The 24,485-nt window shown below is 73.3% G+C and carries 21 protein-coding genes and 1 pseudogene; 18 read left to right on the top strand and 4 right to left on the bottom strand.

All coding sequences use genetic code 11. The annotated features are described in order from the left end of the window. Positions 1 to 12: 12 nt before the first annotated feature. On the bottom strand, positions 13 to 762 hold the full coding sequence (locus WA788_RS23670; protein WP_335980563.1) for a nucleotidyltransferase domain-containing protein: 750 nt from the start codon (positions 760 to 762) through the stop codon (positions 13 to 15). 200 nt (positions 763 to 962) lie between these two features. Between WA788_RS23670 and WA788_RS23665 the strand changes: the two genes are divergently transcribed. From WA788_RS23665 to WA788_RS23625, 9 genes are all read left to right on the top strand, one after another. Then, positions 963 to 1,280 carry a hypothetical protein gene (locus tag WA788_RS23665; protein WP_335980615.1) on the top strand — a complete coding sequence of 106 codons (318 nt, stop codon included), beginning with the start codon at positions 963 to 965 and terminating at the stop codon, positions 1,278 to 1,280. 8 nt (positions 1,281 to 1,288) lie between these two features. Next, positions 1,289 to 1,684 (top strand): hypothetical protein, encoded by a 396-nt coding sequence (locus tag WA788_RS23660; protein WP_335980560.1) that lies wholly within the window; start codon positions 1,289 to 1,291, stop codon positions 1,682 to 1,684. A gap of 53 nt (positions 1,685 to 1,737) precedes the next feature. Continuing rightward, positions 1,738 to 4,002, top strand: a complete 2,265-nt coding sequence (locus WA788_RS23655; RefSeq protein WP_335980557.1) for a hypothetical protein — start codon at positions 1,738 to 1,740, stop codon at positions 4,000 to 4,002. Between the two features lie 157 nt (positions 4,003 to 4,159). Beyond that, entirely contained in the window at positions 4,160 to 4,912 is a 753-nt protein-coding gene (locus WA788_RS23650) for a Crp/Fnr family transcriptional regulator (protein ID WP_335980555.1), read from the top strand. A gap of 82 nt (positions 4,913 to 4,994) precedes the next feature. Continuing rightward, a complete protein-coding gene (locus WA788_RS23645; protein WP_335980553.1) occupies positions 4,995 to 5,786 on the top strand; it encodes a hypothetical protein in 792 nt (263 codons plus the stop codon). Beyond that, positions 5,783 to 6,106, top strand: coding sequence for a hypothetical protein (locus WA788_RS23640; RefSeq protein ID WP_335980551.1), 324 nt, complete (start codon positions 5,783 to 5,785; stop codon positions 6,104 to 6,106). The genes WA788_RS23645 and WA788_RS23640 overlap by 4 nt, the downstream gene beginning before the upstream one ends. Next, positions 6,103 to 6,798: a hypothetical protein gene (locus WA788_RS23635; RefSeq protein WP_335980549.1), complete on the top strand. Its 696-nt coding sequence runs from the start codon at positions 6,103 to 6,105 to the stop codon at positions 6,796 to 6,798. Before WA788_RS23640 ends, WA788_RS23635 begins: the two co-directional genes overlap by 4 nt. Continuing rightward, on the top strand, positions 6,795 to 7,103 hold the full coding sequence (locus WA788_RS23630; protein WP_335980548.1) for a DNA-binding protein: 309 nt from the start codon (positions 6,795 to 6,797) through the stop codon (positions 7,101 to 7,103). Before WA788_RS23635 ends, WA788_RS23630 begins: the two co-directional genes overlap by 4 nt. After that, complete coding sequence (locus WA788_RS23625; protein ID WP_335980546.1) at positions 7,100 to 8,230, top strand: hypothetical protein; 1,131 nt, start codon at positions 7,100 to 7,102, stop codon at positions 8,228 to 8,230. The genes WA788_RS23630 and WA788_RS23625 overlap by 4 nt, the downstream gene beginning before the upstream one ends. 81 nt (positions 8,231 to 8,311) lie before the next feature. Here the strand turns inward: WA788_RS23625 and WA788_RS23620 are convergent, their stop codons facing one another. Continuing rightward, on the bottom strand, positions 8,312 to 9,736 hold the full coding sequence (locus WA788_RS23620) for a sulfatase-like hydrolase/transferase (RefSeq protein ID WP_335980545.1): 1,425 nt from the start codon (positions 9,734 to 9,736) through the stop codon (positions 8,312 to 8,314). Positions 9,737 to 10,022: 286 nt separating this feature from the next. Here WA788_RS23620 and WA788_RS23615 point away from each other — a divergent pair, with 286 nt between their 5' ends. The 6 genes from WA788_RS23615 to WA788_RS23590 all read left to right on the top strand — a co-directional run bounded on the left by WA788_RS23615 (position 10,023) and on the right by WA788_RS23590 (position 18,519). After that, entirely contained in the window at positions 10,023 to 11,375 is a 1,353-nt protein-coding gene (locus tag WA788_RS23615) for an ABC transporter substrate-binding protein (protein WP_335980542.1), read from the top strand. Continuing rightward, positions 11,372 to 12,340, top strand: a complete 969-nt coding sequence (locus WA788_RS23610) for a carbohydrate ABC transporter permease (protein WP_335980539.1) — start codon at positions 11,372 to 11,374, stop codon at positions 12,338 to 12,340. Before WA788_RS23615 ends, WA788_RS23610 begins: the two co-directional genes overlap by 4 nt. 75 nt (positions 12,341 to 12,415) lie before the next feature. Continuing rightward, positions 12,416 to 13,297, top strand: coding sequence for a carbohydrate ABC transporter permease (locus WA788_RS23605; RefSeq protein WP_335980538.1), 882 nt, complete (start codon positions 12,416 to 12,418; stop codon positions 13,295 to 13,297). A gap of 28 nt (positions 13,298 to 13,325) precedes the next feature. Then, positions 13,326 to 14,432, top strand: a complete 1,107-nt coding sequence (locus WA788_RS23600; protein ID WP_335980536.1) for a LacI family DNA-binding transcriptional regulator — start codon at positions 13,326 to 13,328, stop codon at positions 14,430 to 14,432. Beyond that, entirely contained in the window at positions 14,429 to 15,445 is a 1,017-nt protein-coding gene (locus WA788_RS23595) for a Gfo/Idh/MocA family protein (RefSeq protein WP_335980534.1), read from the top strand. The genes WA788_RS23600 and WA788_RS23595 overlap by 4 nt, the downstream gene beginning before the upstream one ends. Before the next feature lie 137 nt (positions 15,446 to 15,582). Then, a complete protein-coding gene (locus WA788_RS23590) occupies positions 15,583 to 18,519 on the top strand; it encodes a polysaccharide lyase family 8 super-sandwich domain-containing protein (RefSeq protein WP_335980531.1) in 2,937 nt (978 codons plus the stop codon). A gap of 233 nt (positions 18,520 to 18,752) precedes the next feature. Here WA788_RS23590 and WA788_RS23585 read toward each other — a convergent pair whose 3' ends face one another. Continuing rightward, on the bottom strand, positions 18,753 to 19,805 hold the full coding sequence (locus WA788_RS23585) for a zinc-binding dehydrogenase (RefSeq protein ID WP_335980527.1): 1,053 nt from the start codon (positions 19,803 to 19,805) through the stop codon (positions 18,753 to 18,755). 97 nt (positions 19,806 to 19,902) lie between these two features. Between WA788_RS23585 and WA788_RS23580 the strand changes: the two genes are divergently transcribed. Continuing rightward, on the top strand, positions 19,903 to 20,472 hold the full coding sequence (locus WA788_RS23580) for a TetR/AcrR family transcriptional regulator (RefSeq protein WP_335980613.1): 570 nt from the start codon (positions 19,903 to 19,905) through the stop codon (positions 20,470 to 20,472). Between the two features lie 19 nt (positions 20,473 to 20,491). Here the strand turns inward: WA788_RS23580 and WA788_RS23575 are convergent, their stop codons facing one another. Continuing rightward, the gene (locus WA788_RS23575; RefSeq protein ID WP_335980526.1) at positions 20,492 to 22,135 is read right to left on the bottom strand and encodes an IclR family transcriptional regulator domain-containing protein; all 1,644 of its coding nucleotides are present in this window, start codon (positions 22,133 to 22,135) and stop codon (positions 20,492 to 20,494) included. A gap of 194 nt (positions 22,136 to 22,329) precedes the next feature. Between WA788_RS23575 and WA788_RS23570 the strand changes: the two are divergent. Beyond that, positions 22,330 to 22,542, top strand: a pseudogene (locus tag WA788_RS23570) (carboxymuconolactone decarboxylase family protein); the annotation flags it as partial. 230 nt (positions 22,543 to 22,772) lie between these two features. After that, a complete protein-coding gene (locus tag WA788_RS23565; RefSeq protein WP_335980610.1) occupies positions 22,773 to 24,482 on the top strand; it encodes a carboxylesterase/lipase family protein in 1,710 nt (569 codons plus the stop codon). Positions 24,483 to 24,485: the final 3 nt, after the last annotated feature.

Genomic DNA, 24,485 nt, shown 5'->3' with positions numbered 1-24,485 from the left:
GCCGGCCCGGGGTCAGTGCGCGGCCAGCAGCTGCCTGATGCCGCGGCGGACGAAGGCGCGGGCCCGCAGGGCACGGCGTACGCGGCGGGGCAGCCCGATCGGCGGCGGGGCGGAGTAGCGGCGGTCGCGGATGTCGCGGACCAGGTCGGCGGGGGCGCCGAGTTCGGTCAGCACGTCGAGGGCCTCGCCCTTGGTGATCAGGCGCCCGTCGCGCAGGGTCACGGTGGCGCGGGCCAGCACCAGCGGGCCGAGGTCCACCCAGATGTCCCGCAGCCAGGGCACCGGGCTGCGGGTCGCCGGGAGCCAGAAGCGGGCCAGGTCGTGCCGGATGAACTCCTCCAACTGCCCGGGGGCCAGCGGCGGCAGCAGTTCCGCGGCCGGCGGACCGTACAGCGTCAGCGCGCCGTCGTGCAGCTCGCGGCGGGTGACGGGCGTCACGGGGCGCGCCATGAGGTGGTTGTGCGCCCAGGTGAAGTGGTCGGCGCGGGCGTCGTCGAGCGCGGTCCGGGCCATGTACGTGCAGTGCAGCTTGGCCGCGGCGGGTTCCTCGGCCAGCAGCCGCCGGTGGACGGCCCCCAGCTGTTCGCGGTGCCCGGCGTCCGGCGGGGTCTCGACGACCGCGACCAGGTCCAGGTCGCTGTGGCCGGGCCGGAAGTCGCCCATCGCCAGCGAGCCGTGCGCCCATACGGCCACGACCGGGGCCGCCGCGGTCGCCTCGGAGACGAAGCGCTGGAGCACGAGGTCCGTTTCGGTGGCCGCCATGCCGTCATCGTCGCACCGGCCGGTCCCGCGGCGGACCGTTTCCCGCCGACCGGCCCGGGGGTGGTGCGGGTGGTGCGGGTGGTGCGGGGCTGGCCGGGCAGGCGGGACGGGCGGAAATCGCGTGGTCGCGGGCGCGGCAGGCGCTCTAGGGTCGCGGTATGTCTCTTCGTCTTCGTATGCGCCAGGCCCTGCCGGAAGCGATGCGCGCCCGGGACAAGGCCGCCGTGAGCGCGCTGCGTTCGGCGCTGGCCGCGCTGGACAACGCCGAGGCGGCGCCCGTGGACGAGGGCGCGCTGCGCGGCCTGGCGCTGGAGCAGGCGCCGGTCGGGGCGGGGGCCACCGAGGTGGAGCGGCGCGCCCTGAGCGAGGAAGAAGCGGCGGGCGTCGTACGGGCCGAGGCCGACGAACGGGAGGCGGTCGCGGCCTCGCTGACCGCGCCCGCCCACGCCGAGCGGGCCGCCCGCCTGCGCGCGGAGGCCGCGGTGCTCCACCGCTTCCTCACCGCCGAGTTGCCGTAAGGAGGGCTGTGTCACCGCGACCGGGGGGTGAGACGGACAAGTTCGGCAACCGCTACGAGGGCGCCTGGACCATCAGGCACGCGCTGTACGTGCTCCTGGGCAGGGGAACGTCGATCTGCCTGGAGCCCAGCGGGCCGGTGGGCGAGGGGGTCGAGTTCGTCTACCGCCATGCCGGGGAGACGGAGGTCCACCAGGTCAAACGGCAGGACCGGAACGCCAACGGCTGGAACGTGGCCTCGCTGCGGGCCAAGGGGATCTGGGACCACCTACGTTCCCATGTGACGGCCGGACGGACCTTCTGCTTCGTCTCCGCACTCCCCGCCCGCGCGCCGACTCACTGCCCGACCGGGTGGCCCGTCTCCTTCAGGCGCGCAGGTCGGATTCCTCCTCCCCGGACTGGCTGAAGCAGATCGTCTTCCGCAGCAGCCTGGCCGGCAGCCGGTCCCTCTTCGACCTCGTGCTCGACGGCGTGCGATCCGGCCTGTTCGGCGGAGCAGAACGCGAACTGTGGATTCCGGTGAGTGAACTCGCAGAAGAGAAGCCCGGCTGGGCGGTCGAGTTGCTGGACGTGCTCCTGACGGAACAGGTGAGTTCTCCGCGGCTCGACCCGCACGGACGGGTCGCCTTCCTGCTGGGTAGGGACCACGAGGCCCTCCGCGCGGTGGAGGCTGCCGCCGCCGGCGCCCCGGAGGAGTTCTTCGTTCGGCTGGTGCCGGTCCTGATGGCGGTGGTCGAAGCGACGGCCCGCACGACAGCGGACGGATGGCCGGTCCGCGACCGGCAGTTCCCGTACCGTCACGCGGACGACGACCCCCGAGACCTGGGCGGGGCTCTGGTCCACGGCCTGGCCGCTGCCCTGCGGCTCCTTGCCCGGCAGGACCCCGCCCGGGTGCCCGAGCTGGTGCGCGGACTCGTCGGCCTGCCGTACGACACCACGCAGTGGCTCCTCTACCGATCCCTGTCCGCAGCCGGTCCCTCCCTCGCCGACTGGTCGGCCGAGATCCTCCTCGAGGGTGCCCACCGCCTTCTGACCGGCTCCGCGGAAAACGTCGTATGGGGCACCCGGGAGGTTCTCCTCACCATCGGGGGGACCCTCTCCGACAAGACCCTGGGGCGGCTGGAGCACATGCTGCTGCACCTGCGCCTTCCCCCGGACGGGCAGCTCTCACCCTGGCACGAGTTCACGCTGCTGACGGCCCTGCCGGAAGCGCGACTCTCCGAGCGGGCGGCACGCCGCCTCGGCGAACTGCGCCGGCTCCACGGCGACCGGCGTCAGCCCGACGAGCCTGAGGGCATGACCGGTGGGTCCATCGGTCCGCCCATTGCTTCGGAGTCGGCCCAGCACATGAGCGACGACCAATGGCTGACCGCCATGCGAAAGTACAGCCGGGACGAGACCAACTGGACGAACTTCACCGGCGGCGCGGGCGAACTGGCCCTGGTGCTGCACACGATGACGGTGGCGGACCCCGATCGGTTCGCGCGGCTCGCGCCGCGGATCGACGCCGGGACACACCCCGCCTACGGTGCCGCGCTTCTCCGCGGCTTGGGCGAGGCCGAAGCATGTGCCGACCCGGAACCGGTCTTCGCGGCGGTACGCCACTTCGCGGGCCACCATCAGACGGAACAGGACCGTTGGCTGGGAGACACGCTACGGAAATACCTCGACAGTGTTCCGCGCGACCTGGTGGAAATGCTTCTGGAGTGCGTTCTCGGGTCGGACGGGACGGGAACGGCCGAACACCCGGATCGCGCGGGTGCGGACGATCCGTCGCGTGACCTGCTCACCGCTGGGATCAACACGGCGCCGGGCAGCGCAGCCTGGGCGCTCGCCGACCTGCTCGTGCGGGACCCGGACGGGTCCCGCGCCTTAGTGATCGTGCCCCGCCTGCGGCACCTGGCAGATGTTCCGTCCCTCGACGTCCGGGCGTGCGTGGCCCGCGTGCTCCACGCCGCGATCGGTCACGACCGCCAGGCCGTCGCCGACGCCTTCGGCGCGCTGGTCCGCGGGCCTGACCACCTCCTGGCTTCGCCGTACGTGTCCCGCCTGGCCGTGGCCTTGATGCACGGGGACCCGGGCGCGGTCCGGCCCCAGGCGGAACGCATGCTGACGTCCGCCGTGGACGCGGTACGGCGGTTCGGCGGACAGGTCGCCGCGCTGGCGGCGATGGAGTGGGCGATGCCGGACCTGCTGGCAGCGGTGCTCGCAGGACACGACGCGGCGCAGCGGCAGGGAGCCGCCGGCGTGTGCGCCGTACGCCTTGGCAACACCGGGGACGCCGCGCTCGCCCATCATGCGCTCGTCCGGTTCTTCCACGATCCCGAGGCGGAGGTACGGCAGGCAGCTGCGGAAGTAGCGGCCGAACTGCGGGGCCGGCGACTGGGACCGCACCGACGGACACTTGACGCACTGATGGATTCCCTCGCCTTCGAGACGGCCCTACCGCAGTTGCTGATCACGCTCGAACGCGCCCCCGACCGGATCGACGAGCTGGTTCTGACGTGTGTCCGCCGCTTCATCGCGGTCTTCGGAGCCGCGTCGGCCGACCTGCGGCGTGGCGCGGCGGCCAATGCCCGCCACATCGGCGAACTGCTGGTGCGGTCGTACGTCCAGGCGTCCTCGCCCACGCGCAGGTCCGAGATCCTCGACCTGCTGGACGAGCTGCTGCTTCTCGGTTCCTACGGAGTGGCCAAGGCGATCAGCGACATCGATCGGAACTGAGCGGGACCGGTTGCTCCGCGATGCCGCGAGGCCGGTGGAAGAGGTACGGCCGATGCCTCGGATGTGCGCCGCCGCGCGCCCTGCCATGCGTCCGGCGCATCAGACGACGCGTTGAGAGCACCCGGCACCGCCAGGGGCCGCGTGCTGTGCTGTGCGGATGACGTACAACGCGAAGCCCCTTGGGCGGGTCACATTTCTCGACACGTTGCCGCACGAGGCGCGTGCGGCGTTCTCCCAACTCGGCACTCCGCGCCGATACGCCAGCGGAGAGTTACTCATCCGCGAGGGCGAACACGTGCCGGAGCTGATGGTCCTCCACGAGGGCCTGGTGAAGGTGACCGCACGACTGGACGATCAGCGGGTCGCGCTGCTGGACATCAGGATGGACGGGGACGTGGTGGGCGAGTTCGCGACGTTGGACTTCGGGCCGCGGTCGGCCACGGTCACGGCGTGCAGCCAGGTCACTGCCACTGTCGTCCAACGGCACGAGCTCGAACCTGCCAACCCCGGGATCTGGAAGGCGCTCTGCTGCATGGTGGCCGGCCGCGCGCGCCGGTCCGTCCGCTGGCGACTGGACTTCGGTGGGCAGCCGGTCGATGTGCGGCTGGCCCGTGTGCTGGTCGAACTGGCCGAGTCCTATGGGCGGCCCGATCCTGGTCGACCTGGCTCGGGTGCGGTGCTCATCGACGTCGACCTGTCGCAGTCCGAGTTCGCCGAGCTCATCGGGTCCACGCGGAACACCGTGCACAAGCATCTCGCGCTGCTGCGGGACGACGGCATCATCCGCACCGGAGAGCGGCGGACCTACGTACGGGACCTGCGCCGTCTGCGGGAGAAGGCACGGCTGTGCGTGCGGGTCGACCGGGGTCGCGAGCACGGCACCGGGCAGAGGGCAAGGATTTCGCGTTAATACGGCTTTCTCGATGATGTCGGCCTCCTTCTCGGACAGTTGGCGTGCACCGCACCCAACACCATCCGAAAGGTGATGAGCCGTGAACGAGATCTCCCTGTACCCCCCGCCGGGCGGCCTCCCGCGCCGCCGGCTGTGTCTGGCCGTGGACGTGGAGCAGTACAGCCGTTTTGACACCCGGACACAGTCGGCCGTCCAGGCCGACTTGGTCCGGATGCTGGACGAGGCGGCGGCGGCGACCGGGCTGGACCGCACTACTTGGGCTCGCCAGCCGCAGGGCGACATGGAGTTCGCCGTGCTCCCCGAAACCACGCCGGAGACGTCCGTGCTGGGCCCGTTCGTGCACCATCTCGGGGCGCGCCTTGCGGACCGCAATGCCCGGTCGGCCGCCCCCCGGGTCAGGCTGCGGCTGGCGGTCGACATCGGCGTGGCCGCGGACGCCGCTCTCGGGCATGCCGGCCCGGCGCCCGTCGCTGTGGCGCGTTACGTCAACGCGTACCAGTTGAAGGAAGCACTCGCCGCCCTCACCACCGCGGATCTCGCGGTCATCGTGTCGGACCGGCTGTACCAGGATGTCGTGCGGTCCGGCCTGGTCGGCCTCGACCCGGCCCAGTACGTGCGGGTCCACGTCCAGGTGAAGGAGTTCGGCGGGTACGGCTGGATTCGGGTGCCGGGCCACACCTTCGACGAGGTGCGCCGGTGTGAACCTGCCGCTCCGGAGCCGCGCTCCTCGTCCGAGGGCTCCACTCCGAGCCGGACGCCGCTGTCCCAGCACGTCCACCACGGCGTCGCGGTCGGGGGGAACGTGTCCGGTGCCCTCACGGTCGGCCCGTACGGGTGGCCTGCGCGGACCGGTCCTGGGGCCGCCGAGTGACCGCGCCGGCCGAGGACGAGGGCGAGAACCGTCCCGAGGCGGCGTCGGACGAGGGCGAGGACCGTCCTGAGCGCTGGGACCGCCAGTGGGCGGAGTACGGGGTCAACGTCGGCCACGCCGTGTACGGCGGCATCCACATTCACCCTCCCATTGCGCCAGGCCCGTCGTCCCGGCCTGTGGGCGGCATGCCGTACCTGGGGCGCGTCGCGCGCCACCGGAAGTTCCTGACCACCCTCGCCGACTTCGCACAGGTGTGCCGCCGAGCCGTCCGAGCCATGTCGGACCTCCGACTCGACGATGCCGGAAAGGAGCAACGATGACATCGACCGGGACCAAGGGCGTCTTCGCCCGAATCGACAGCAGGGTGCTCGAACTGTCATGCGGGCCGCGCACGTCGCCCGTAGAGAGCAGGAACGCCCTGTACGGGCCGCGACGGGACGCGGAGGCGGGCGCGGCGGTCCTGCGGGAAGCCGTCCGTGCAGCGCAGGGCGAACGCGGCGACAGCGACGGACGGCTGTTCGTCGTCTGGTTGCTCCTCCCCGGGTGCTACCGGACCCTGCATCGCCTGTGCCGCCAGTGGCCGGTGGATCGTGCCGATCTCGAGGCAGAAGCCGTCCTTGCCGTACTGGAAGCCGTCGATGCCGCCGACCCGGACGACCCCGCGACGGGCGCACTCCTGGTCAAGGGCGCGGTGAACCGGATGTGGGCGTACGCGAAGCGCGTCGCAGCGGAGATCCCGGTGGCCGACGTCGGTGCGATCGCCGAGGCTCGCAACCGCGTCGACCCGCAGGAGGAGCTGCCCAGCTCGTACGAGGAGTGGGACTTGCACGTCATGCCGCCGCCGCGCCGTGAGGGGCTGAAGGCCACGCTCCGCTTCGCCGAGCCGCGCTCCCGGCAGCGCGGCGGGCGGGACGGAATCCGCCTGGCCGACGTGGTGTTCCGCGCGCGCCGCCACGAGGAGGCCGACCTCGTCGGCACGCTGGCCCTGCGCCCGACCGGAGCGGACCGGTGAGCGCGCGGTCCGGCCCGCCGCTGGGCTTCGCGGAAGCGCTCGACCTGCCCCTGAGCGTCGATCTGCGGACGGCTGCCCGAGCCCTCGGCATCTGCCCGGCAACGGCGTACAAGCTGATCCGCCTCGACGCCTTTCCCTGCACCGTGTTGCGCCTCGGCTGGCGCTACCGCATCCCCACGGCCGGCCTGCTGCGTGCCCTCGGCATCGAGGAACGGCCGGTCTACGCCGTGCCTCTGGAAGACGACGCGTCACCTGACGCCAGGTTCGACAACACCCACCCGCATGTATCGGAGGTTTCGACATGAGCATCCCGTCCCTGCTGCGGCAGAAGCCGGACCAGCCCCTGAAGTGCTTCGCCGTCGGCCCCATCGGCGATCCGCATGCCGCCTACGGCACTCCTGAACACGAGGCGTACGAGCACCACCTGGCCGTCTTCGAGCAGGTGATCGCGCCTGCCTGCGCGAAGCACGGCATCACCGTGCTGCGCGCGGACGGCATCGCGCACGCCGGTGACATCAACGAGCAGATCTGTCGGCATGTCGTCGAGTCCGATCTGGTCATCGCGGACGTCACCGGTGGCAACCCCAACGTGATGTACGAACTGGGCCTGCGGCACATCACCGGCAAGCCCACGATCCACATCGGGGAAGCTGCGCAACTGCCCTTCGACATCGCGTCGATCAGGACGATCCGGTACCAGCGCACCCGAAGCCATCTGGCTGCCGCACGCCGCGAGATCGAGAGCGCTCTGGAGGCCGGACTCCGGGACGGGTTCGAACTCCTCACGCCCGCAAGGGTGCTACGTGGGCTCCAGACCGGTGACGGTACGACACCGACCGAGGACGAGGGCGGCGAGGCGGACGAGGACCCGCCCGGGCTGCTGGACGACTTCGTCGTGATCGAGGACGGAGTGGGCGAGGTGACCTCCGACCTGGAGGAGATCACGAAGACGGTCGAGACGATCGTGACGCTCACCGAGCAGGCCAGCGTCGAGGTGCTCGATCTGGCCCATGCGAACGCGCCCGCCAGTGCACGGCTCGCCGCCGTGGGGCGGTACGCACGGGCACTCGGCGGGCCGGCTACCGAACTGAACACGGTCGCGGAGAGGTTCGCGGGACGCATGGCGACCATGGACAGCGGCGTGCGTGCCGCACTCGGCCTGATCGAGATGACACTGCCCGAGGAGCGGGGTGAAGGGGCGGAAGAGTTCCTGGAGCAGTTGACGTCCCTGGCGGAGATGGCGCAGGAGGGTTTAGTGCAGGCCGCCTCCTTCGGCGAGTCCCTGGAGGGATTGGTCCGTATGAGCCGACAACTGCGCAAGCCCGTGAAGGAGATCACCGCGGCGGTTAAGCAGCTGACCTCCTCGATCGGAAGGACGGGGGAGTGGGCGGAGAAGGCCCGCGTGCTTTCGCGGAGCGCCGCCGCTGCGTGACGCGGTCGCGGTAGGGCGCAGGGGAGGGGTCCGGCCCGTGGGGCCGGGCCCCTTTGCGTGCCTGGTGCGCCTGCGGTGCGCTCACGTCCCCGGGGGCAGGTCGAAGGCGGTGGGGAGGGTGCCGGGGGTGACCGGGGTGCGCTGGCCGCTGCCCGAGACGGGGAGGCGGGCGCCGTCCAGGGCCGGGTCGACGTAGCGGGCGAACCATTCGTCGAGCCGGGCGGCGAGCTCCGCCCGGGTGCCTGCGTGCTCGGGTGCGTCCGCGAGGTTGCGCTCCTCGCCGGGGTCCGCGGCGAGGTCGTACAGCTCGTGCGGGCCGTGCGGGTAGCGGTGGACGTACTTCCGGTCGCGGGTGCGGATCATGCGGACCGGGCCGTACTCGTCGTAGACGACCACCCGTTCGTGGCCGGAGGGGTGCCCGGCGTCCGCGAGCAGGGCGGCGAAGGAGCGGCCGGGCAGCTGCGGGTCCGGGGCGTGGTCCAGGCCGAGGTGGTCGACGAGGGTGGGCAGCACGTCGTACTGCGACAGCAGGGCGTCGCAGACGCGCCCGCCGGGGATGCGGCCGGGCTGCGCGGCGATGAAGGGCACCAGCACCGAGCTGTCGTACATGTTCTGCGGGAAGGTGCCGTTGCCCTTGCCCCAGATGCCGTGGTGGCCGGCGTTGAAGCCGTTGTCGCTGGTGAAGACGACCAGGGTGGACCGGGTGAGGCCGAGCGCGTCGAGCCGGTGCAGGACCCGGCCGATGGCGGCGTCCATCGCGGTGGTCGCCGCGAAGTAGCCGATCAGCGCCTGCCGGGTGTCGGGTTCGCCGCCGACCGGGGAGCCGTCGTCGGCGAACGGCTGCCAGGGGTGCGGCGGACCCTGCGGGCAGGTCTCGAAGGCGCAGTCCTCGTACAACGCGGTGTAGCGGCTGGGGTGCTGGCCCTTCCACGGCTTGTGCGGCGCGGTGAAGTGCAAGGAGAGGTGGAAGGGTTCGGGGCGCTCGGCCTCGGCGGCCAGGAAGCGCTCGGCGTCGGCGGCGAGGGCGTCGGTGAGGTAGTCGGGCTCCTCGGTGCGGACCCCGTCGCGGTACATCGGCGCGCCGCGGTAGGGGCCGCCGCCGCTCTCGTGGGCGTACCAGTGCACGAAGCCGGGGCGGGGCCGGTCGTTGGCGCCCAGGTGCCACTTGCCGCTCAGGCCCAGCCGGTACCCGGCGCCGGCGAGCAGATCGGTGAAGAGGGTGCGGCCGGCGAGGAAGTCGATGCCGGTGCGGCCGGCGTGGTGGTAGGAGAGCCAGTCGTGGACGCCGTGCTGGGAGGGCAGTTGGCCGGTGAACAGCGAGGCGCGGGCCGGTGAGCAGACCGGCGAGGTGCAGAAGAAGCGGCTGAGCAGCACGCCGCCGGCCGCCAGCGCGTCCAGGTGCGGGGTGTGGATCTCGTGGTTGCCGGCGCAGCCCATGGCCCACGGGCCCTGGTCGTCGGAGAGGATCAGCAGGACGTTCGGGCGGTCCGGATCGTGGCTGGCCATGGCGCTCCAAGCAGGTGCGGCGCCGGGCCCGGGGCGGGCCGGCTGGACGCCTCACATGCTCAGCGCCGGTGCGGGGGCCAGTCAATCGCTGCGAGCGTATGAATAAGTAATGAATCATCTGGTGATTCACCCGGACGCTGGAAACATTCCTGCAATGATTCACGAGAACCGCGAGTCATCTGCAATTCATACGCTCTAAGAGCGCTTGTTCTCGGCAATGTCCTGAGGCAATCATATGGCCACGCCTTCCCCGACCCAGGGTCACCATCACCCGAGGAGTGCAGGTATGTCCGCTGCCAGACAGTCCACGGACGCCGCAGAGACCGGCCGTCCCCTCGCCCGCCGCGCCGTCCTCGGCGCGGTCCTCGCCACGGCCGCCGGCCTCACCGCCGCCTGCGGCTCCGGTTCCGGCTCCGGCGGGGGCGGCGCGAACTCCTTCACCTACTGGTCGATGTGGAAGCAGGACGAACCCCAGGCCAAGGTGCTCCAGGCGGCGATCACGCGGTTCACCAAGGACACCGGCATCAAGGTGAGCGTCCAGTGGAAGGGCCGCCAGGTCATCCAGCAACTGGCCCCCACCCTCAACACCGGGAACGTCCCCGCCGACCTCGTCGACTCCTCCGACCGCTTCGCCTACGCCCAACTCCAGGCCACCGGCCAGGCGCTGGACCTCACCCCGGTGCTGGAACTGCCGATCCCCGGCGAGCGCGGCAGCACCGTCGGCAGCGTCGTCCCGGCGAAGTACCACTCCCTGAGCACCACCGCCGGCACCCTGTGGCAGATCCCCTACGAGATCGTCACCACCCAGATCTGGTACGACGGCCACGCCCTGCCCGACGTCGCCGCGAAACCCCCCGCCACCTGGGCGGAGTTCAGCACCCTGCTGGCCGCCCGCAAAGCCGCCCGCGGCGACGGCCCGCTCGCCCTGGACGCCGACGTCCCCGACTACGCCGCCTACTGGACGTACTACGCGGTGCTGCGCGGCCTGGGCCCCGGCGCCTTCGGCAAGGCCGCCACCGACAAGTCCGGCGCACTGCTGAAAGCGCCCGGCTTCGTGGACGCGCTGCGCCCCATCGAGGCCCTGGTCAAGGCCGACGACTTCACTAAGGGCTACGACGGCTCCAAGTGGCCCGCGGTGCAGCAGAAATGGGCCAAGGGCAAGTCCGACTTCCTGCTGCTGGGCACCTTCGCGCCGAGCGAGACCGCCACCTTCGCCACCTCCGGCTTCACCTACCGCTCCTTCCCGTTCCCCGCGTTCACCGCCGGCGGCGACACCTCCCAGGACATCTCGCTGATCGGGTTCTCCATCCCCAAGAAGGCCCGGCACGCCGCCGCCGCCAAGAAGTTCATCGCCTACTTCCTCGCCAAGGAGCACCTCCAGGGCATCGCCACCCAGGCCAAGAACATCACCCCGCGCGCCGACATCGCCGCCCCCGCCGAACTCGCCGACGCGCAGAAGGCGATCGCCTCCGGCCACGTCGTCAAGACCCTGGACGGCGTCAAGGAGACCGCCGCCGAGTGGTACACGAAGGTCTTCCTCCCGCTCAACACCAGCTTCCTCACCGGCCATCTCACCGCGCAGTCCTTCGCCGGCAAGCTCGCCTCCCAGTCCGCCTCCTACTGGAAGACGGCCTCGTGACGGCGGCCGGCACGCTGCGCCCGGACGCCCCCGCCGCCACCCGGCGGCGCGCCCCCACCGCGCCCGGGGGAGTACGGCCCAGCCCGCTCACCGCCCGCCGCCGCAAGCTGTTCTGGCCGCTGGTGCTGCCCGCCGCCGCGGTGTACGTCGTCTTCTTCGCCGGACCCTCGCTGTTCACGCTGTGGCTGAGCCTCAACAAGTGGGCCGGGGCCGGCCCGATGACCTTCACCGGGCTGGACAACTACCGCCGGATCTTCCAGGACCCGACCTTCCGGCACTCCTTCACCAACACCCTCTGGATCGTCTTCGGCGCCGGCGGGCTGACCTTCCTGGTCTCCTTCGGGCTGACCATGGTGCTGCGCGACATGAAGGGCCGCAAAGCGGCGCGCTCCATCCTCTTCTTCCCCAACATCGTGCCCAGCGTCGTGATCGCCATCCTGTGGGGCTTCCTCTTCCAGCAGGGCGGCCCGGTCGACTCCCTCACCCGCGCCACCGGCCTGCCCACCACCAACTGGCTCGGCCAGGGCAACCTCTTCAAGGTCATCCTGATCGGCCTGGTGTGGACCTCCACCGGCTTCTACACCACCATCCTGATGGCCGCCGTCGACCAGATCCCGCCGGAGCTGTACGAGGACTGCGAACTGGCCGGCGCCGGCGCGCTGCAGAAGTTCCGGCACGTCACCCTGCCGCTGATGTGGGACGTGGTCGGCGTGTGCGCGGTGCTGTGGACCATCTCCGCGGTGAAGGTCTTCGAGTTCGTCTACGCCTTCGCCGGCGCCGCCGGCCAGATGCCCGACACCGGCGTGTGGAACACCGCGCTGTACACCTACGGCGAGGCGTTCGCGTCCGGCGGGGTGCCCCGCTACGGCTCCGCCGCCGCCAGCGCGGTGGTCATGCTCGCCCTCGTCGGCGTGCTCGTCGTCCTGATCCGCCGCTTCATGCGCCGCGACTCCGTGCAGTACTGAGCCGCGCCGCCCGCCCTTCCGGGCGTCCCAACCGCCCCGCCCGCACCGCACCCCCGTCAACGGAAGGCACCCCCGATGGCTGTCGCCAGCCCCGGCCGCTCGCCCGGCCCGTTCGCCCGCCGGCTGCGCCGGCTCACCGCAGGCCGGCTGCTCGGCGTACCCCTGGTCTGGCTCTTCGCCGCCTTCAACGTCTTCGTCGCGCTGTGGCTGCTGCTGTCCTCGGTGAAGACCTCCGACGCGATCTTCAGCTCGCCCTGGCGGCTGCCGCACACCCTGAAGTGGGGCAACTACGCCCGGGCCTGGACCAGCGGCCAGTTCGGGCACGCCGCGCTCAACACGGTCGTGGTCGTCGGCGGCACCGCCGTGGTGACCGTCCTGCTGGCCGCGCCCGCCGCCTACGCCCTCAGCCGCATCACCACCCGGCTCAACTCCGTGCTCACCCTGTCCTTCGCGCTGGGCCTGGGCATCCCCGCCCAGATGGCGATGCTGCCGCTGTTCGTCCTCATGAACCGGCTCCAACTGGTCAACAGCCTCTTCGGCCTGGTCGTCGTCTACGTGGCGACGTCCCTGCCGTTCGCCGTGTTCTTCCTCACCGGCTTCTTCGCCACCCTCCCGGTCGAACTGGAGGAGGCCGCCGCGCTCGACGGCGCCACACCCCTGCGGACCTTCTGGCAGATCATGCTGCCCATGGCGCGCGGCGGGCTGGTCACCGTGCTGACCCTCAACATCATCCAGCACTGGGGCGAGACCGTCTTCGCGCTCGTCTTCATCCAGACCACCGACCACCAGACCCTGTCCCTGGCGCTGCTCGGCTTCCTCCAGCAGATGCAGTACAACGGCGCCGACTGGGGCGGACTGTTCGCCGGCGTGGCCCTGGTCGTGCTGCCGGTGCTCGCCTGCTACGTATGGCTGGGCCGCCGGATCATCGAGGGAATGACCGTCGGCTCCGTCAAGTGAACCGAGCCGCTGGGGGATTGAGGACACCATGACCGGAGCGAACGAGCTGAAGTTCCGCCAACTGGCCGCCGAGCTCAGGCAGCAGGTGCGCCAGGGCATCTGGCCGGCCGACGGACGGCTGCCCACCGAGAAGGAGCTCGCCCGCAGCAGCGGCACCTCGGTGAGCACCGTGCGCCGCGCCGTGGACGAACTCGTCGCCGAGGGCCTGGTGGTCCGGCGGCAGGGCTCCGGCACCTTCGTCGTCCCCCCGAGCGCCCCCGGACCCGGCCGCGCCCTGGTCGGCGTCAGCGTCCCCGACACCGCCTTCTACTACCCGACAGTCCTGCGCGGCATCGAGGAGACGCTCTCCGCCGCGGGCGCCCGGCTGCTGTTCGCCTGCTCCGACTACGACCAGAAGCGCGAGGACAAGGACGTCCGGGACATGCTGGAGGCCGGCGTCGACGGCCTGCTCCTCGTCCCCACCCTCAACGGCCCCGAACCGGCCCGCGACTACCTCGCCCGGCTCGCCGCCCTGCCCGTGCCGACCGTCCTGGTCGAACGCCGCGACGCCGCCCTGGAAGGCACCAACGAGTACGTCTGCACCCACCACGAAGCCGGCGCCTACGACGCCGTCCGCCACCTCGCCGGCCTCGGCCACCAGGCGATCGGCCTGGTGCTGCGCCACCCCAGCCCCACCTCCGGCCCCGTCGCCGAGGGCTTCCACCAGGCCGCGGGCGAACGCGGCCTGGCCACCGTGGAGTTCCGCGCCGCCCGCCAGGAGTGGAGCCCCGCGGCCGCCGACCGGTGCCTGGCCGCACTGCGCGAGGCCGAGGTGACCGCCGCCGTCTGCTTCGGCGACCGGCAGGCCGCGCTGCTGCTCGGCGCCGCCCGCCGCGCCGGACTCACCGTGCCCGGCGACCTCGCGCTCGTCGCCTACGACGACGAGATCGCCGAGGTCGCCGACATCCCGCTGACCGCCGTCGCACCGCCCAAACGGCAGCTCGGCCAGGCCGCGGCACGCACCCTGCTGCGCCGGCTGGCCGACCCGGACCTGGCCCGCAGCCGGGTCCTGCTGCGCCCCACCATCATCGTCCGGCAGTCCTGCGGAGCCACGCAGCACACCGGGACCACCACCCGCGAGGAGAGCACCACGTGACCGACACAAGGCTCGGCCTGATCGGCGCCGGCGCCGTGGGCGCGCTGCACGCCGAAGCCGCGGCAGGCATCCCCGGCGTGCGGGTGACGGCGGTCTGCGACATCGTCCCCGAGGCCGCGCGCCGCGTCGCCGGGCCGCATGCCGCCGCGGTCTTCACCGACCACCGCGACCTCGTCGCCTCCGGCGCGGTGGACGCCGTCGTCGTCAACACCCCGCACGCCCTGCACACCGACATCGTCACCGCCGCCGCCACCGCGGGCCTGCACGTGCTGGTCGAGAAGCCGATGGCCACCCGTGTCGCGGACTGCGCCCTCATGACGGACGCCTGCGCGGCGGCCGGGGTGGTCCTGTTCGTCGGCCACATCCAGCACTTCCTGCCGCCGGTCGCCGCCGCGAAGGCCGCGCTGGAGGCCGGCGCCGTCGGGGCGGTGCGGGCCGTGCACGACTGGCGCAGCACCGACTACCGGCCCGGCACCCGGCCCGCGTGGTTCTTCGACCCCGCGATCTCCGGCGGCGGGGTGTTCATCAACATCGGCACCCACTGCGTGGACCGGCTGCTGTGGCTGACCGGCCGCCGCCCGGTCGCGGTCGCGGCCACCGCGGTCCGCCGCGGGGACCTGCCGGTGGAGACCGACGTCCTGGCCCGCCTCGAACTCCAGGGCGGCATCTCCGCGCACATCACCGTCACCAGCACCCTGCTGCCCGCCCGCGACGAACTCACCGTGATCGGCGACCACGGCACGCTGCGCGTCGCCCGCGGCAGCGGCGCGGTGCTGCACCCGGACGACGGCACCGCACCGGTCCTCCTGGCCGCCGAGTCCGCCGCCGACGTCGCCACCGCCTTCCACGACCAGCTCGCCGCCTTCATCGCGGCCGTACGCGGCGAAGCGCCGCCCGCCGTGCCCGCGGAGTACGGCCGCCAGGTCGTCGAGACCGTCGCGTCCGTCTACGCCTCCTGCGCCGCGGACGGCCGCCTGGTCCACCTGCCCGCGGCAAAGGCGTCCGTCGGCTGAGCCCCCGAGCACCCCGCACCCCGCGCCCCCCGCACCCCGCGGCCCTCCTGCCGCTCTGCCCTTCTTGCGCTTCCTGCGCTCCCTGCCCTTCCTGCCCGACGTTCCTGGAAACCCCCCGTTCACCCTGGAGGCACACCATGCACGACACCCCCGCAGGACACCTCGGCCGGCGCGGATTCCTCACGGTGGCGGCCCTCGCGCTCGGCGGCCTGTCCGGCGCGCTCCAACTCGGCCCGGGCGCCGCCCCCGCCACCGCGGCCGACGACGACACGTACGCCGCCCTGCGCGCCCTGTGGGCCGAGATCGCCACCGGCGGCGCCATCGACCCCGCCGACGACGCCTACGCCACCGCCCTGGCGGACCTGTCCGCCGGCGCCACCGACCTGTGGAACTCCCAGTCCGCCGACACCGCCGCGAACAGCCTCTGGCCGGGCCTGACCCTCGGCACCCCCGCCAACATGACGGCCAGTTACAAGCAGCTGGCGACCATGGCGACGGCGTACGCCACCCCCGGCACCACCGCCACCGACGGCACCGGCCGCGCCCTGTACGGCAGCGCCGCGCTCGGCGCCGCGGTCGTCGCCGGCCTCGACTTCCTGCACACCCAGGTCTACAACGCCGGCACCGCCGAGACCGGCAACTGGTGGGAGTGGGAGGTCGGTTCACCCGAAGCGCTGACCACCGCCGCCGTGCTGGTGTACCCCCTGCTGTCGGCGGACCAGCTGGACGGCTACCTCGCCGCGGTGGACCACTTCGTACCCGACCCGACCCTCAACAAGTACGGCAGCACCCGCTCGACGTCCACCGGCGCCAACCGGGTGGACCTGTGCCAGGTCGTCGCCGTGCGCGGCATCCTCGGCGGCAGCGGCGAACGCCTCGCCACGGCCGTCGCCGCCCTGTCCGACGTCTTCCCCTACGTCACCGCCGGCGACGGGCTGTACGCCGACGGGTCGTTCGTCCAGCACACGGACATCCCCTACACCGGCACCTACGGCATGGTCCTGCTGCGCGACCTCGCCGCCCTCTTCCAACTCCTCGCCGGCTCCGAATGGGCGATCACCGACCCGGCGTCCGCCCACGTGTACACCTCGGTCGACATCGCGTTCCGGCCGTGGATCTGGAACGGGCTGTGCATGGACGCCGTGCGCGGCAGGGCCGTCAGCCGCCCGGGTGAGACCGACTTCCAAGACGGCAACCTCGTCATCCAGTCCGTGCTGCGGGCCGCCGCGTCGGCCCCGACCCCCGCGCAGGCCGACCACTTCAAGAGCCTGGCGAAGGGCTGGATCACCCGGGGCGAGGCGTACGCGCCGTTCGCCGCCACCGCGTCCGTGCCCGCCCTCGCGCTGGCGCAGCCGGTCCTCGCCGACACGTCGGTGCCGGCCGCCGCCGAGGCCGCCGGGCACGTCCAGTTCCCCGCGATGGACCGCGCCGTGCACCGCGGCGACGGCTGGGCCTACGCGCTGGCGATGTCCTCCGCCCGCGTCGCCCGCTACGAGTCGATGAACGGCGAGAACCTGCACGGCTGGCACACCGGCGACGGCATGGGCTACCTCTACCTGGACGCCGACCCCGGCCACTTCACCGACGCCTACTGGCCGACCGCCGACCCGCACCGGCTGCCCGGCACCACCGTGGAGACCCTCGCCCTCGCCGACGCGGCCGGCACCGGCACCCTGCCCGCCGCGACCTGGGTCGGCGGGGCGAGCCTGTCGGGCAGCTACGGCTGCGCGGGCATGGACTTCCGGCAGTACGGCTCCACCCTGACCGCCCGCAAGTCCTGGTTCTTCCTGGACGACGCGGTCGCCTGCCTCGGCGCGGGCATCAGCGGGGGCAGCGGCGGCGAGGTCGTCACCACGGTGGAGAACCGCAACCTGCACGCGGACGGCACCCACACCCTCACCGTGGACGGCACCGCACAACCGGGCACCCTCGGCTGGAGCGACACGCTGACCGCCGTGTCCTGGGCGCACCTGGCGGACGTCGGCGGCTACCTCTTCCCCGGCACGGCCACGGTGCAGGCCGCCCGCACCGCCCGCACCGGCGCCTGGAGCGACATCAACACGATATCCGGCACCACCGACGCGCTCACCCGCCGCTACGTCTCGCTGTGCCTGTCCCACGGCACCGCGCCCGCCGCGGCCGCCTACGCCTATGTGCTGCTGCCCGGCGCCGGCAAGGAGCTCACCGCCGCCCGCGCCGCCGCGCCCACCGTCACGGTGCTGGCCAACTCCGCCTCCGTGCAGGCCGTCCGGGACAGCGCGAACGGCGTCATCGCGGCGGCGGGCTCGGCCGGCGGCATCACGGTCTCCGCGCCCTGCTCCGTCATCACCCGGCAGAGCGGCGGCCGGCTGCTGGTGGGCGTCAGCGACCCCTCCCGTACGGCGGCCACCGTGCGGGTCCAACTGGTCTGGGGCGGAGACCTGGTGAGCGCCGACGACGCCGTCACCGTCACCGGGTCGTCGCCGGCCCTCACCCTCGACGTCGACCTGTCCGGCGCGGCCGGCGCCACCCGCGAGGCCGCCTTCACCCTCACCTCCGCGACGCTGCCCGCCGTCGCCGACGGCTACGTCCGCGACGGCTCCTACGCGGCGACCGGCTACGGCGGCGCCACCACCCTGGTGGTCAAGAACGCCACCGGCAGCGGCTACACCCGCCAGTCCTACCTGGCCTTCGACACCTCCGCCGTCCTCGGCCCGATCGGCGCCGCCACCCTGTCCGCCTACGGCTACGTCTCCGACAGCGGCGGCGACACCACCGAGCTGACCGCCCACGCCGTCGCCGACAGCGCCTGGACCGAATCCGCCCTGACCTGGGACACCAAACCCGCCCTCGGCGCCGCCCTGTCCACCGCCACCGCCAGCACGACCAAGAGCACTCTGGCCTTCGACGTCACCGCCCACGTCGCCCCGGCCCCGGCCGGCCCGCTCTCCCTCGCCCTCGCCGAGGACGCCCCCGGCCTCGCGGTCATCCTCAACTCCCGTGAGAACCCCGCCTCCCCGCCCACCCTCCACCTCGACCTGACCGCCCCCGCGGCCGGCTCCCACCGCCCGCGCCGCGCTCACCGTTCGCGGTAGTCCGGGTACCAGGGGGTGGGGTCGACATCGCGGAACCGCGCGCGCCGGAACATGTCGCGCAGCGCGTACGGCCTGGTGGCGTCGTAGACCATCTTCGCGGTGACGCCCTTGGCGGGGAGCTCCGGGTTGTACTCGGGGGTCCGGGCGGGTCGAGGACGTGCCCGGCGACTCGGCCGTGCGGCGGGCGCGACGCCTCCGCGGACCGCCCGCACCCCCGGGTGCCGCACCCGGCCCTACGGGTGCAGGACGATCTTTCCGACGTGCGCCCTGCGGGCGAGTTCGGCCTGCGCCCGGGCGGCCTGGTCCAGAGGGAACACCGCGGCGATGACCGGCTGGATCTCACCGGTGCGCGCGAGGTCCATGAGGAGGCCGAAGTGCGCGGGCGTGTGCATCGCGGAGCCGATCACCTGCGCGTTGTGCAGGTAGAGGCGGCGCACGTCGAAGGCCACGCCGTAGCCGCCGAGCGCGCCGGCCACCACCCACCGGCCGCCCTCGCGCAGCAGCGGCAGCCCGTCACCCAGCAGTTCCCCGGCGACGACGTCGAGTGCGACGTCGACGCCGTCCGGGGCGGCGGCGCGGACCTGCTCGGCGACGTCGTGTGCGCGGTCGACGACCTCGTGCGCGCCGGCCTCGCGCACCGCGGCGATCTTGGCCGCGCTGCTGACGGCGAGCACCCGCGCGCCGCGCGCCCGGGCGAGCTGCACCGCCGCCAGGCCGACACCGCCGGAGGCGCCCGAGACCAGGACGGTCTCCCCTTCCCGCAGCCGGCCCCGCTCGATCATGCCCAGCGCCGTGCCGTAGGCGGTCGGCAGCGCCGCGAGCTGGTCGTCCGTGAGCGGGGAGCACGTCACGTCGTGCACGCGCGCCGCCGGCGCGGTCACGTACGCGGCGTAACCGCCGTCGCGTTCGCTGCCCATCAGGCCCACCGGATGCGCATCGGGTCCCTCGCCGTCGTACAGGGCGGGGTCGACGACCACGCGGCGGCCGACGAGGCCGCCCTCGACGCCGGCCCCGGCCGCCACGACGCGGCCGGCCACGTCGGCGCCCTGGATGCGCGGGAAGTCGAGCGGGCCCCGCCAGCCGGACCGCGCCGCCGGGTCTCCCGGGCGGCCGTAGGCGCCCTCCCGGGTCCACAGGTCGGTGTTGTTCAGCGCCACCGCGCTGACCTGGACCAGGACCCCGCCGTCCGGTGGGGCGGGCACGGCCACGTCCGCCACCTCCAGGACCTCCGGCCCTCCGTGCCGGGTGATCCGCACCGCGCGCATGGTCTCGGGCACGCCCGTCATCTGAACCTCCTCCTCGGTATACTGATCGGTGAACCTTGGCGCCTCGGCCACGGTACACCGATCGGTGAAGGGATGCCCGGTGCGGGAAGCACGGACCATGACGCCGGCCGGCCGCCGCATCGTCGCGGCGGCCGAGGAGCTGTTCTACCGGCGCGGCATCACCGCGGTCGGTGTGGACCTGATCGCAGAGCACTCGGGCGTGACCAAGCGGACCCTGTACAACCAGTTCGGCTCGAAGGACCACCTCGTGGCGGCCTACCTCGCCGAACGCGACCGGCGCTGGCGGTCGCACGTCCGCGCCGCCGTCGACGCCGCCGTTGACGCCGGGGCGAGCCCCGTCGAGGCCGTCACGGCGCCCTTCGAGGCGCTGCGGACCTGGAGCCGGACCCACACCCGCGGGTGCGCGTTCATCAACGCGCTGGCCGAACTGCCGGACCCCGCGCACCCCGCGCACCGCATCGCCGCGGACCAGAAGCTCTGGCTGCTGGACCTGTTCGGAGAACTCGCCGCCGCGGCCGGCTGTCCGGACCCCGCCACGCTCGCCACCCAGCTCTTCGTGCTGCACGAAGGGGCCCTCGCCTCCCAGCCGGTCCCGCACGACACCCTGCCGGCGGCCACCGAGCTGGCCCGGGCGCTGGTGCGCGCCGCTGCCCGCGGACCGGCCTGACCCGGGCGGGGCGCGGACGTCAGGCCGGCGGGAGGTCCTGGGCGGCGGTGAGGACGGCGATGTCCGCCGAGATCGCGTCGGCGGCCTGCCGCAGGCGGGGCAGGAAGTCCTCGCGGGCCTGGGCGGCGGACGTCTGGCCGGCGTGCATCGAGATGTTCGCCGCAGCGACGACCCGACCTTCGGCGTCGTGGACGGGCACCGCGAGCGACCGCAGCCCTTCCTCGAGTTCCTGCTCGACCATGGCGAAGCCGTCCGCCCGCACCTGCTCCAGCAGCCGCGCCAGCGCGCCGGGGTCGGTGACGGTGCGGCCGGTCAGCCGCGGCAGCGGCGCCGCGCCGAGCCAGGCCGCGCGCTCCCGGGGCGGCAGCCCGGCGAGCAGGACCCGGCCCATGGAGGTGGCGTGCGCCGGGAAACGGGTGCCCAGGGTGATGGCCACGCTCATGACCCGGTGGGCCGCGGCCCGGCCGACGTAGCGGATGTCGCGGCCGTCCAGGACGGCCGTGGACGCCGACTCGCCCACCTGGGCGACGAGTTCGGCCAGGTGCGGCTGGGCGATCTCGCCCAGGGTGAGCCGGCTCAGCACCGGGTGGCCCAGGTCGAGCACCCGCGGCAGCGGGCGGAAGTGGCCCGCGTCGGCGGCGACGTACCCCAGGCTCTCCAGCGTCAGCAGCGAGCGGCGGGCGGTGGCCCGCGGCAGCCCGGTGCTCTGCGCCACCGCCGACAGCGTCATCCCGCCCGGCTCCCCGCCCAGCGCCGCCAGGACGGACAGCCCCCGCGCGAGTGACTGGAGGTACTCCGGGCCCAGGTCCCGCTTGGCGGCCGCGGTCAGGTCGTCCGCACCGGCCCGCGGTGCGGGCGCGCCGGTGCCCGCGGCCAGCGCGGCCGACATCCGCTCGGCGGTCGCCCGCATCCGCGGCAGGGCGAAGTCCCGCAGCTCCCGCACCCCGTGGCGGCTGGTGTGGCTGACGACGCTGAGCGCAGCGGCGGTGGCGCCCGACGCGTCCCGTACGGGGACCGCCACCGCGACGAGGCCCGGCTCCAGCAGCTGGTCGTCCAGCGACCAGCCGCGGCGCGCGGCCTGCGCGGCGACCGCCCGCAGCGCGGGTTCGGCCGGCCGGGAGGCGTCCCCCGGCGGGAGCGCGGGGAAGTCCGCGGCGAAGTCCCCGGGGGAGCGCAGCCGCCAGGACGCGAAGTGCTCCTCGTCCCACTCCGCGGCGAACAGCGCGCCGGGCGCGCACCGTTCGGCCGGCAGGAGGTCGCCGACGCGGAAGCTCACCGACAGCGCGCGGCGCCGGGTGTACTGGACGACGAACCGGACGCCGGTCCCGTCGGGCACGGCGACCGACACGGACTCGTCGAGCGCGTCGGCGAGCGCGCGGGCCGGCGGGCCGAACGCCCCCGGCGCCCCGCTGCCGCGCAGATAGGCCGCGCCCAGGGCCAGCAGCGGAGGGGCCAGTGCGAACTCCCCGCCCGCCTCCCGCAGATACCCCAGCCGCAGCAGGGTCGTGGTGATCCGGTCGACGGGGGAGCGGGCCAGCCCGGTCGCCCGCACCAGCGCGCTCGCCCGCAGCCGGCCGCCCGGGGCGCGGCTGAGCGCGCGCAGGACCAGCAGCCCCCGCTCCAGCGGACCGACCGAGGCATCACGGCTGCTGCCGTCCGGCATGGCTGCTTCCTCGCCTTCCTCGCCGTTTCCCGCGCGAACCATTGACGCGCGCAAGGGGTGGGGCGGCGCTCGGCATTTGAATGAACCTTAGTTCATCAGGCGAACACGTACAAGCATCGCGGGGCGCCACCCGAGCGGCGACGCGACGAGGCCCGGCACCCAGGCCCGGCGCCGTAGCTGGGCGCGCGCCCGCCCGCCGCACCCGCAGCTGCGTGACGCTCACCGCCCTGGTGGCGCTCGGCCGCCACGACGAACTGGCGCTGCACGTCCGGGCGGCCCGTACCAACGGACTCACCGACGAGGAGATCCAGGAGGTGCCGCTCCAGTCGGCGATCCACTGCGGAGCCCCCGCGGCCAACGCCGCCTTCGCCATCGCCGCCCGCGTCCTGGCCAACCTCGACGCGGAGGGCCAAGGCCGGTCCGGCGTCGGAGTCGGACCCGCTGATCGTCGGCCAATCGAGGGGGCGGAGCGGGCGGGGGAGTCAGGTCGAGAACGCTTTCACGTGCGAAAAGGCTTGTCCGCTCGTTTCCGTGGTGTTACCTTCCCCCGAAGTCTTGTCCGACAATCCAGGGGCGGTCCGGGCCTCGAGGGCAGGGCGCACCGCGATCCGCCGCCAGATCGGAGACCCGCGTGAACATGCCGCACAGCGACAGCCCGCACCCCGGCAATCCCTCGTGGCCCCGCCGGGACTTCCTCGGCCGGACGGCGGGCGCCGCGCTCGGCGCCGCGCTCGTCGGCGGGGTGGAGGCCCAACAGGCCGCCGCGGCCCAGCCGCCTCGGAGCGGACCGGTCAGGATCGACACCGGCCTGGTCGCCGGTGTGCCGGCCGCGCTGCCCGGCGTCACCGTCTACCGGGGCATCCCGTACGCGGCCTCCACCGCGGGGCCCAACCGCTGGCGCCCGCCCCAGCCGGCCGCGTCCTGGCAGGGCGTGCGCACCGCCGACACCTTCGGCGACGCGCCCCCGCAGACCGGCACCGGCTTCGCCATGAGCGAGGACTGCCTGAACCTCAACGTGTGGACCGCCGCGACCGGCAGCCACGGCCGGCGCCCGGTGTACGTGTGGATCTTCGGCGGCGGCTTCTCCGGCGGCCGGGGCTCCGACCCGGCGTTCGACGGCTCGGTCCTGGCGAGCAAGGGCCTGGTCGTGGTGACCTTCAACTACCGGCTGGGCGCCCTCGGCTTCCTCGCCACGCCCGAACTCAGCCGCGAGTCCGGCCACCACGCCTCCGGCAACTACGGGCTGCTCGACCAGATCGCGGCGCTGCAATGGGTGCGGCGCAACATCGCCGCCTTCGGCGGGGACCCCGAACAGGTCTCCATCGGCGGTCAGTCCGCGGGCGCCGGCTCCACCGACATGCTGTCCATGTCCCCGCTGGCCGCCGGGCTGTTCCGGCGCACCGTCGCCGAGAGCCACGCCCGCCACCCCGGCGACCCGGACCTGCGCTACCTCGGCACCTCCTACCGGCGGCTGGAGACGGCCGAGCAGCAGGGCACCGCCTACGCCGCCGCCCACGGCGCGACCACCCTGGAGCAGCTGCGCGCCCTGCCCTGGCAGGACCTCAACGACGCCGGGACGCTCCCGGACGACACCGTGGACACCCGGTCGGTGGCCGAACCGCCGCTGTTCCGGCCGGTGGTCGACGGCTGGGTGCTGCCGGCCGGCTACCACGACACGTACGCCCGCCGCGCGCAGAACGACGTGTGGTACCTCGCGGGCAACAACCTCGACGAGACCGGGGCCGTACCGGAGACCGCGTTCGACTACTGGCGCGCCACCGGCTACCAGGACCGCCCCGGCGCCCCGCCCGTGCACGTCACCCTCGACGACTACGTCAGCTCCGCGCAGCGCAAGTACGGTGCGATGGCGCCGGAGTTCCTGCGGCTGTACCCGGCCGCGACCGACGACGAGGCGGCCCTGGCCAGCAATGACGCGGTCCGCGACTGCTCGCGCTGCACCACCCACCTGTGGGGGGCCCAGTGGACCCGCGGCAGCCACCGCCCGGTGCACACCTACTTCTGGACCCACCGGCCCCCCGGCCCCGACCACGATATCCGCGGCGCCTACCACGGCTCGGAGATCGCCTACTTCTTCGGCACCCTCTACCCGGCCGACCAGGGTTGGACCGACCAGGACCGGGCCATCGCCGACACCATGTCCTCCTACCTCGCCCGCTACGTCGCCACCGGCGACCCCAACGGCCCCGGCCTGCCCGCCTGGCCCGCCTACGACCCGAGCCGGCCGACCGTGATGGAGGTCGGCGAGCGCTTCGGCCCGCTGCCGGTCGCCCCGCCCGCCAAACTCGACTTCTGGCGGCGGTACTTCGACAGCCAGCAGCTCTGGTAGCCG

The sequence above is a fragment of the Streptomyces sp. CA2R106 genome (assembly GCF_037034245.1).
GTDB lineage: Bacteria > Actinomycetota > Actinomycetes > Streptomycetales > Streptomycetaceae > Actinacidiphila.
The sequence above is the reverse complement of the archived record's forward strand: the minus strand, read 5'-3'. Positions and strand labels throughout refer to the sequence as shown.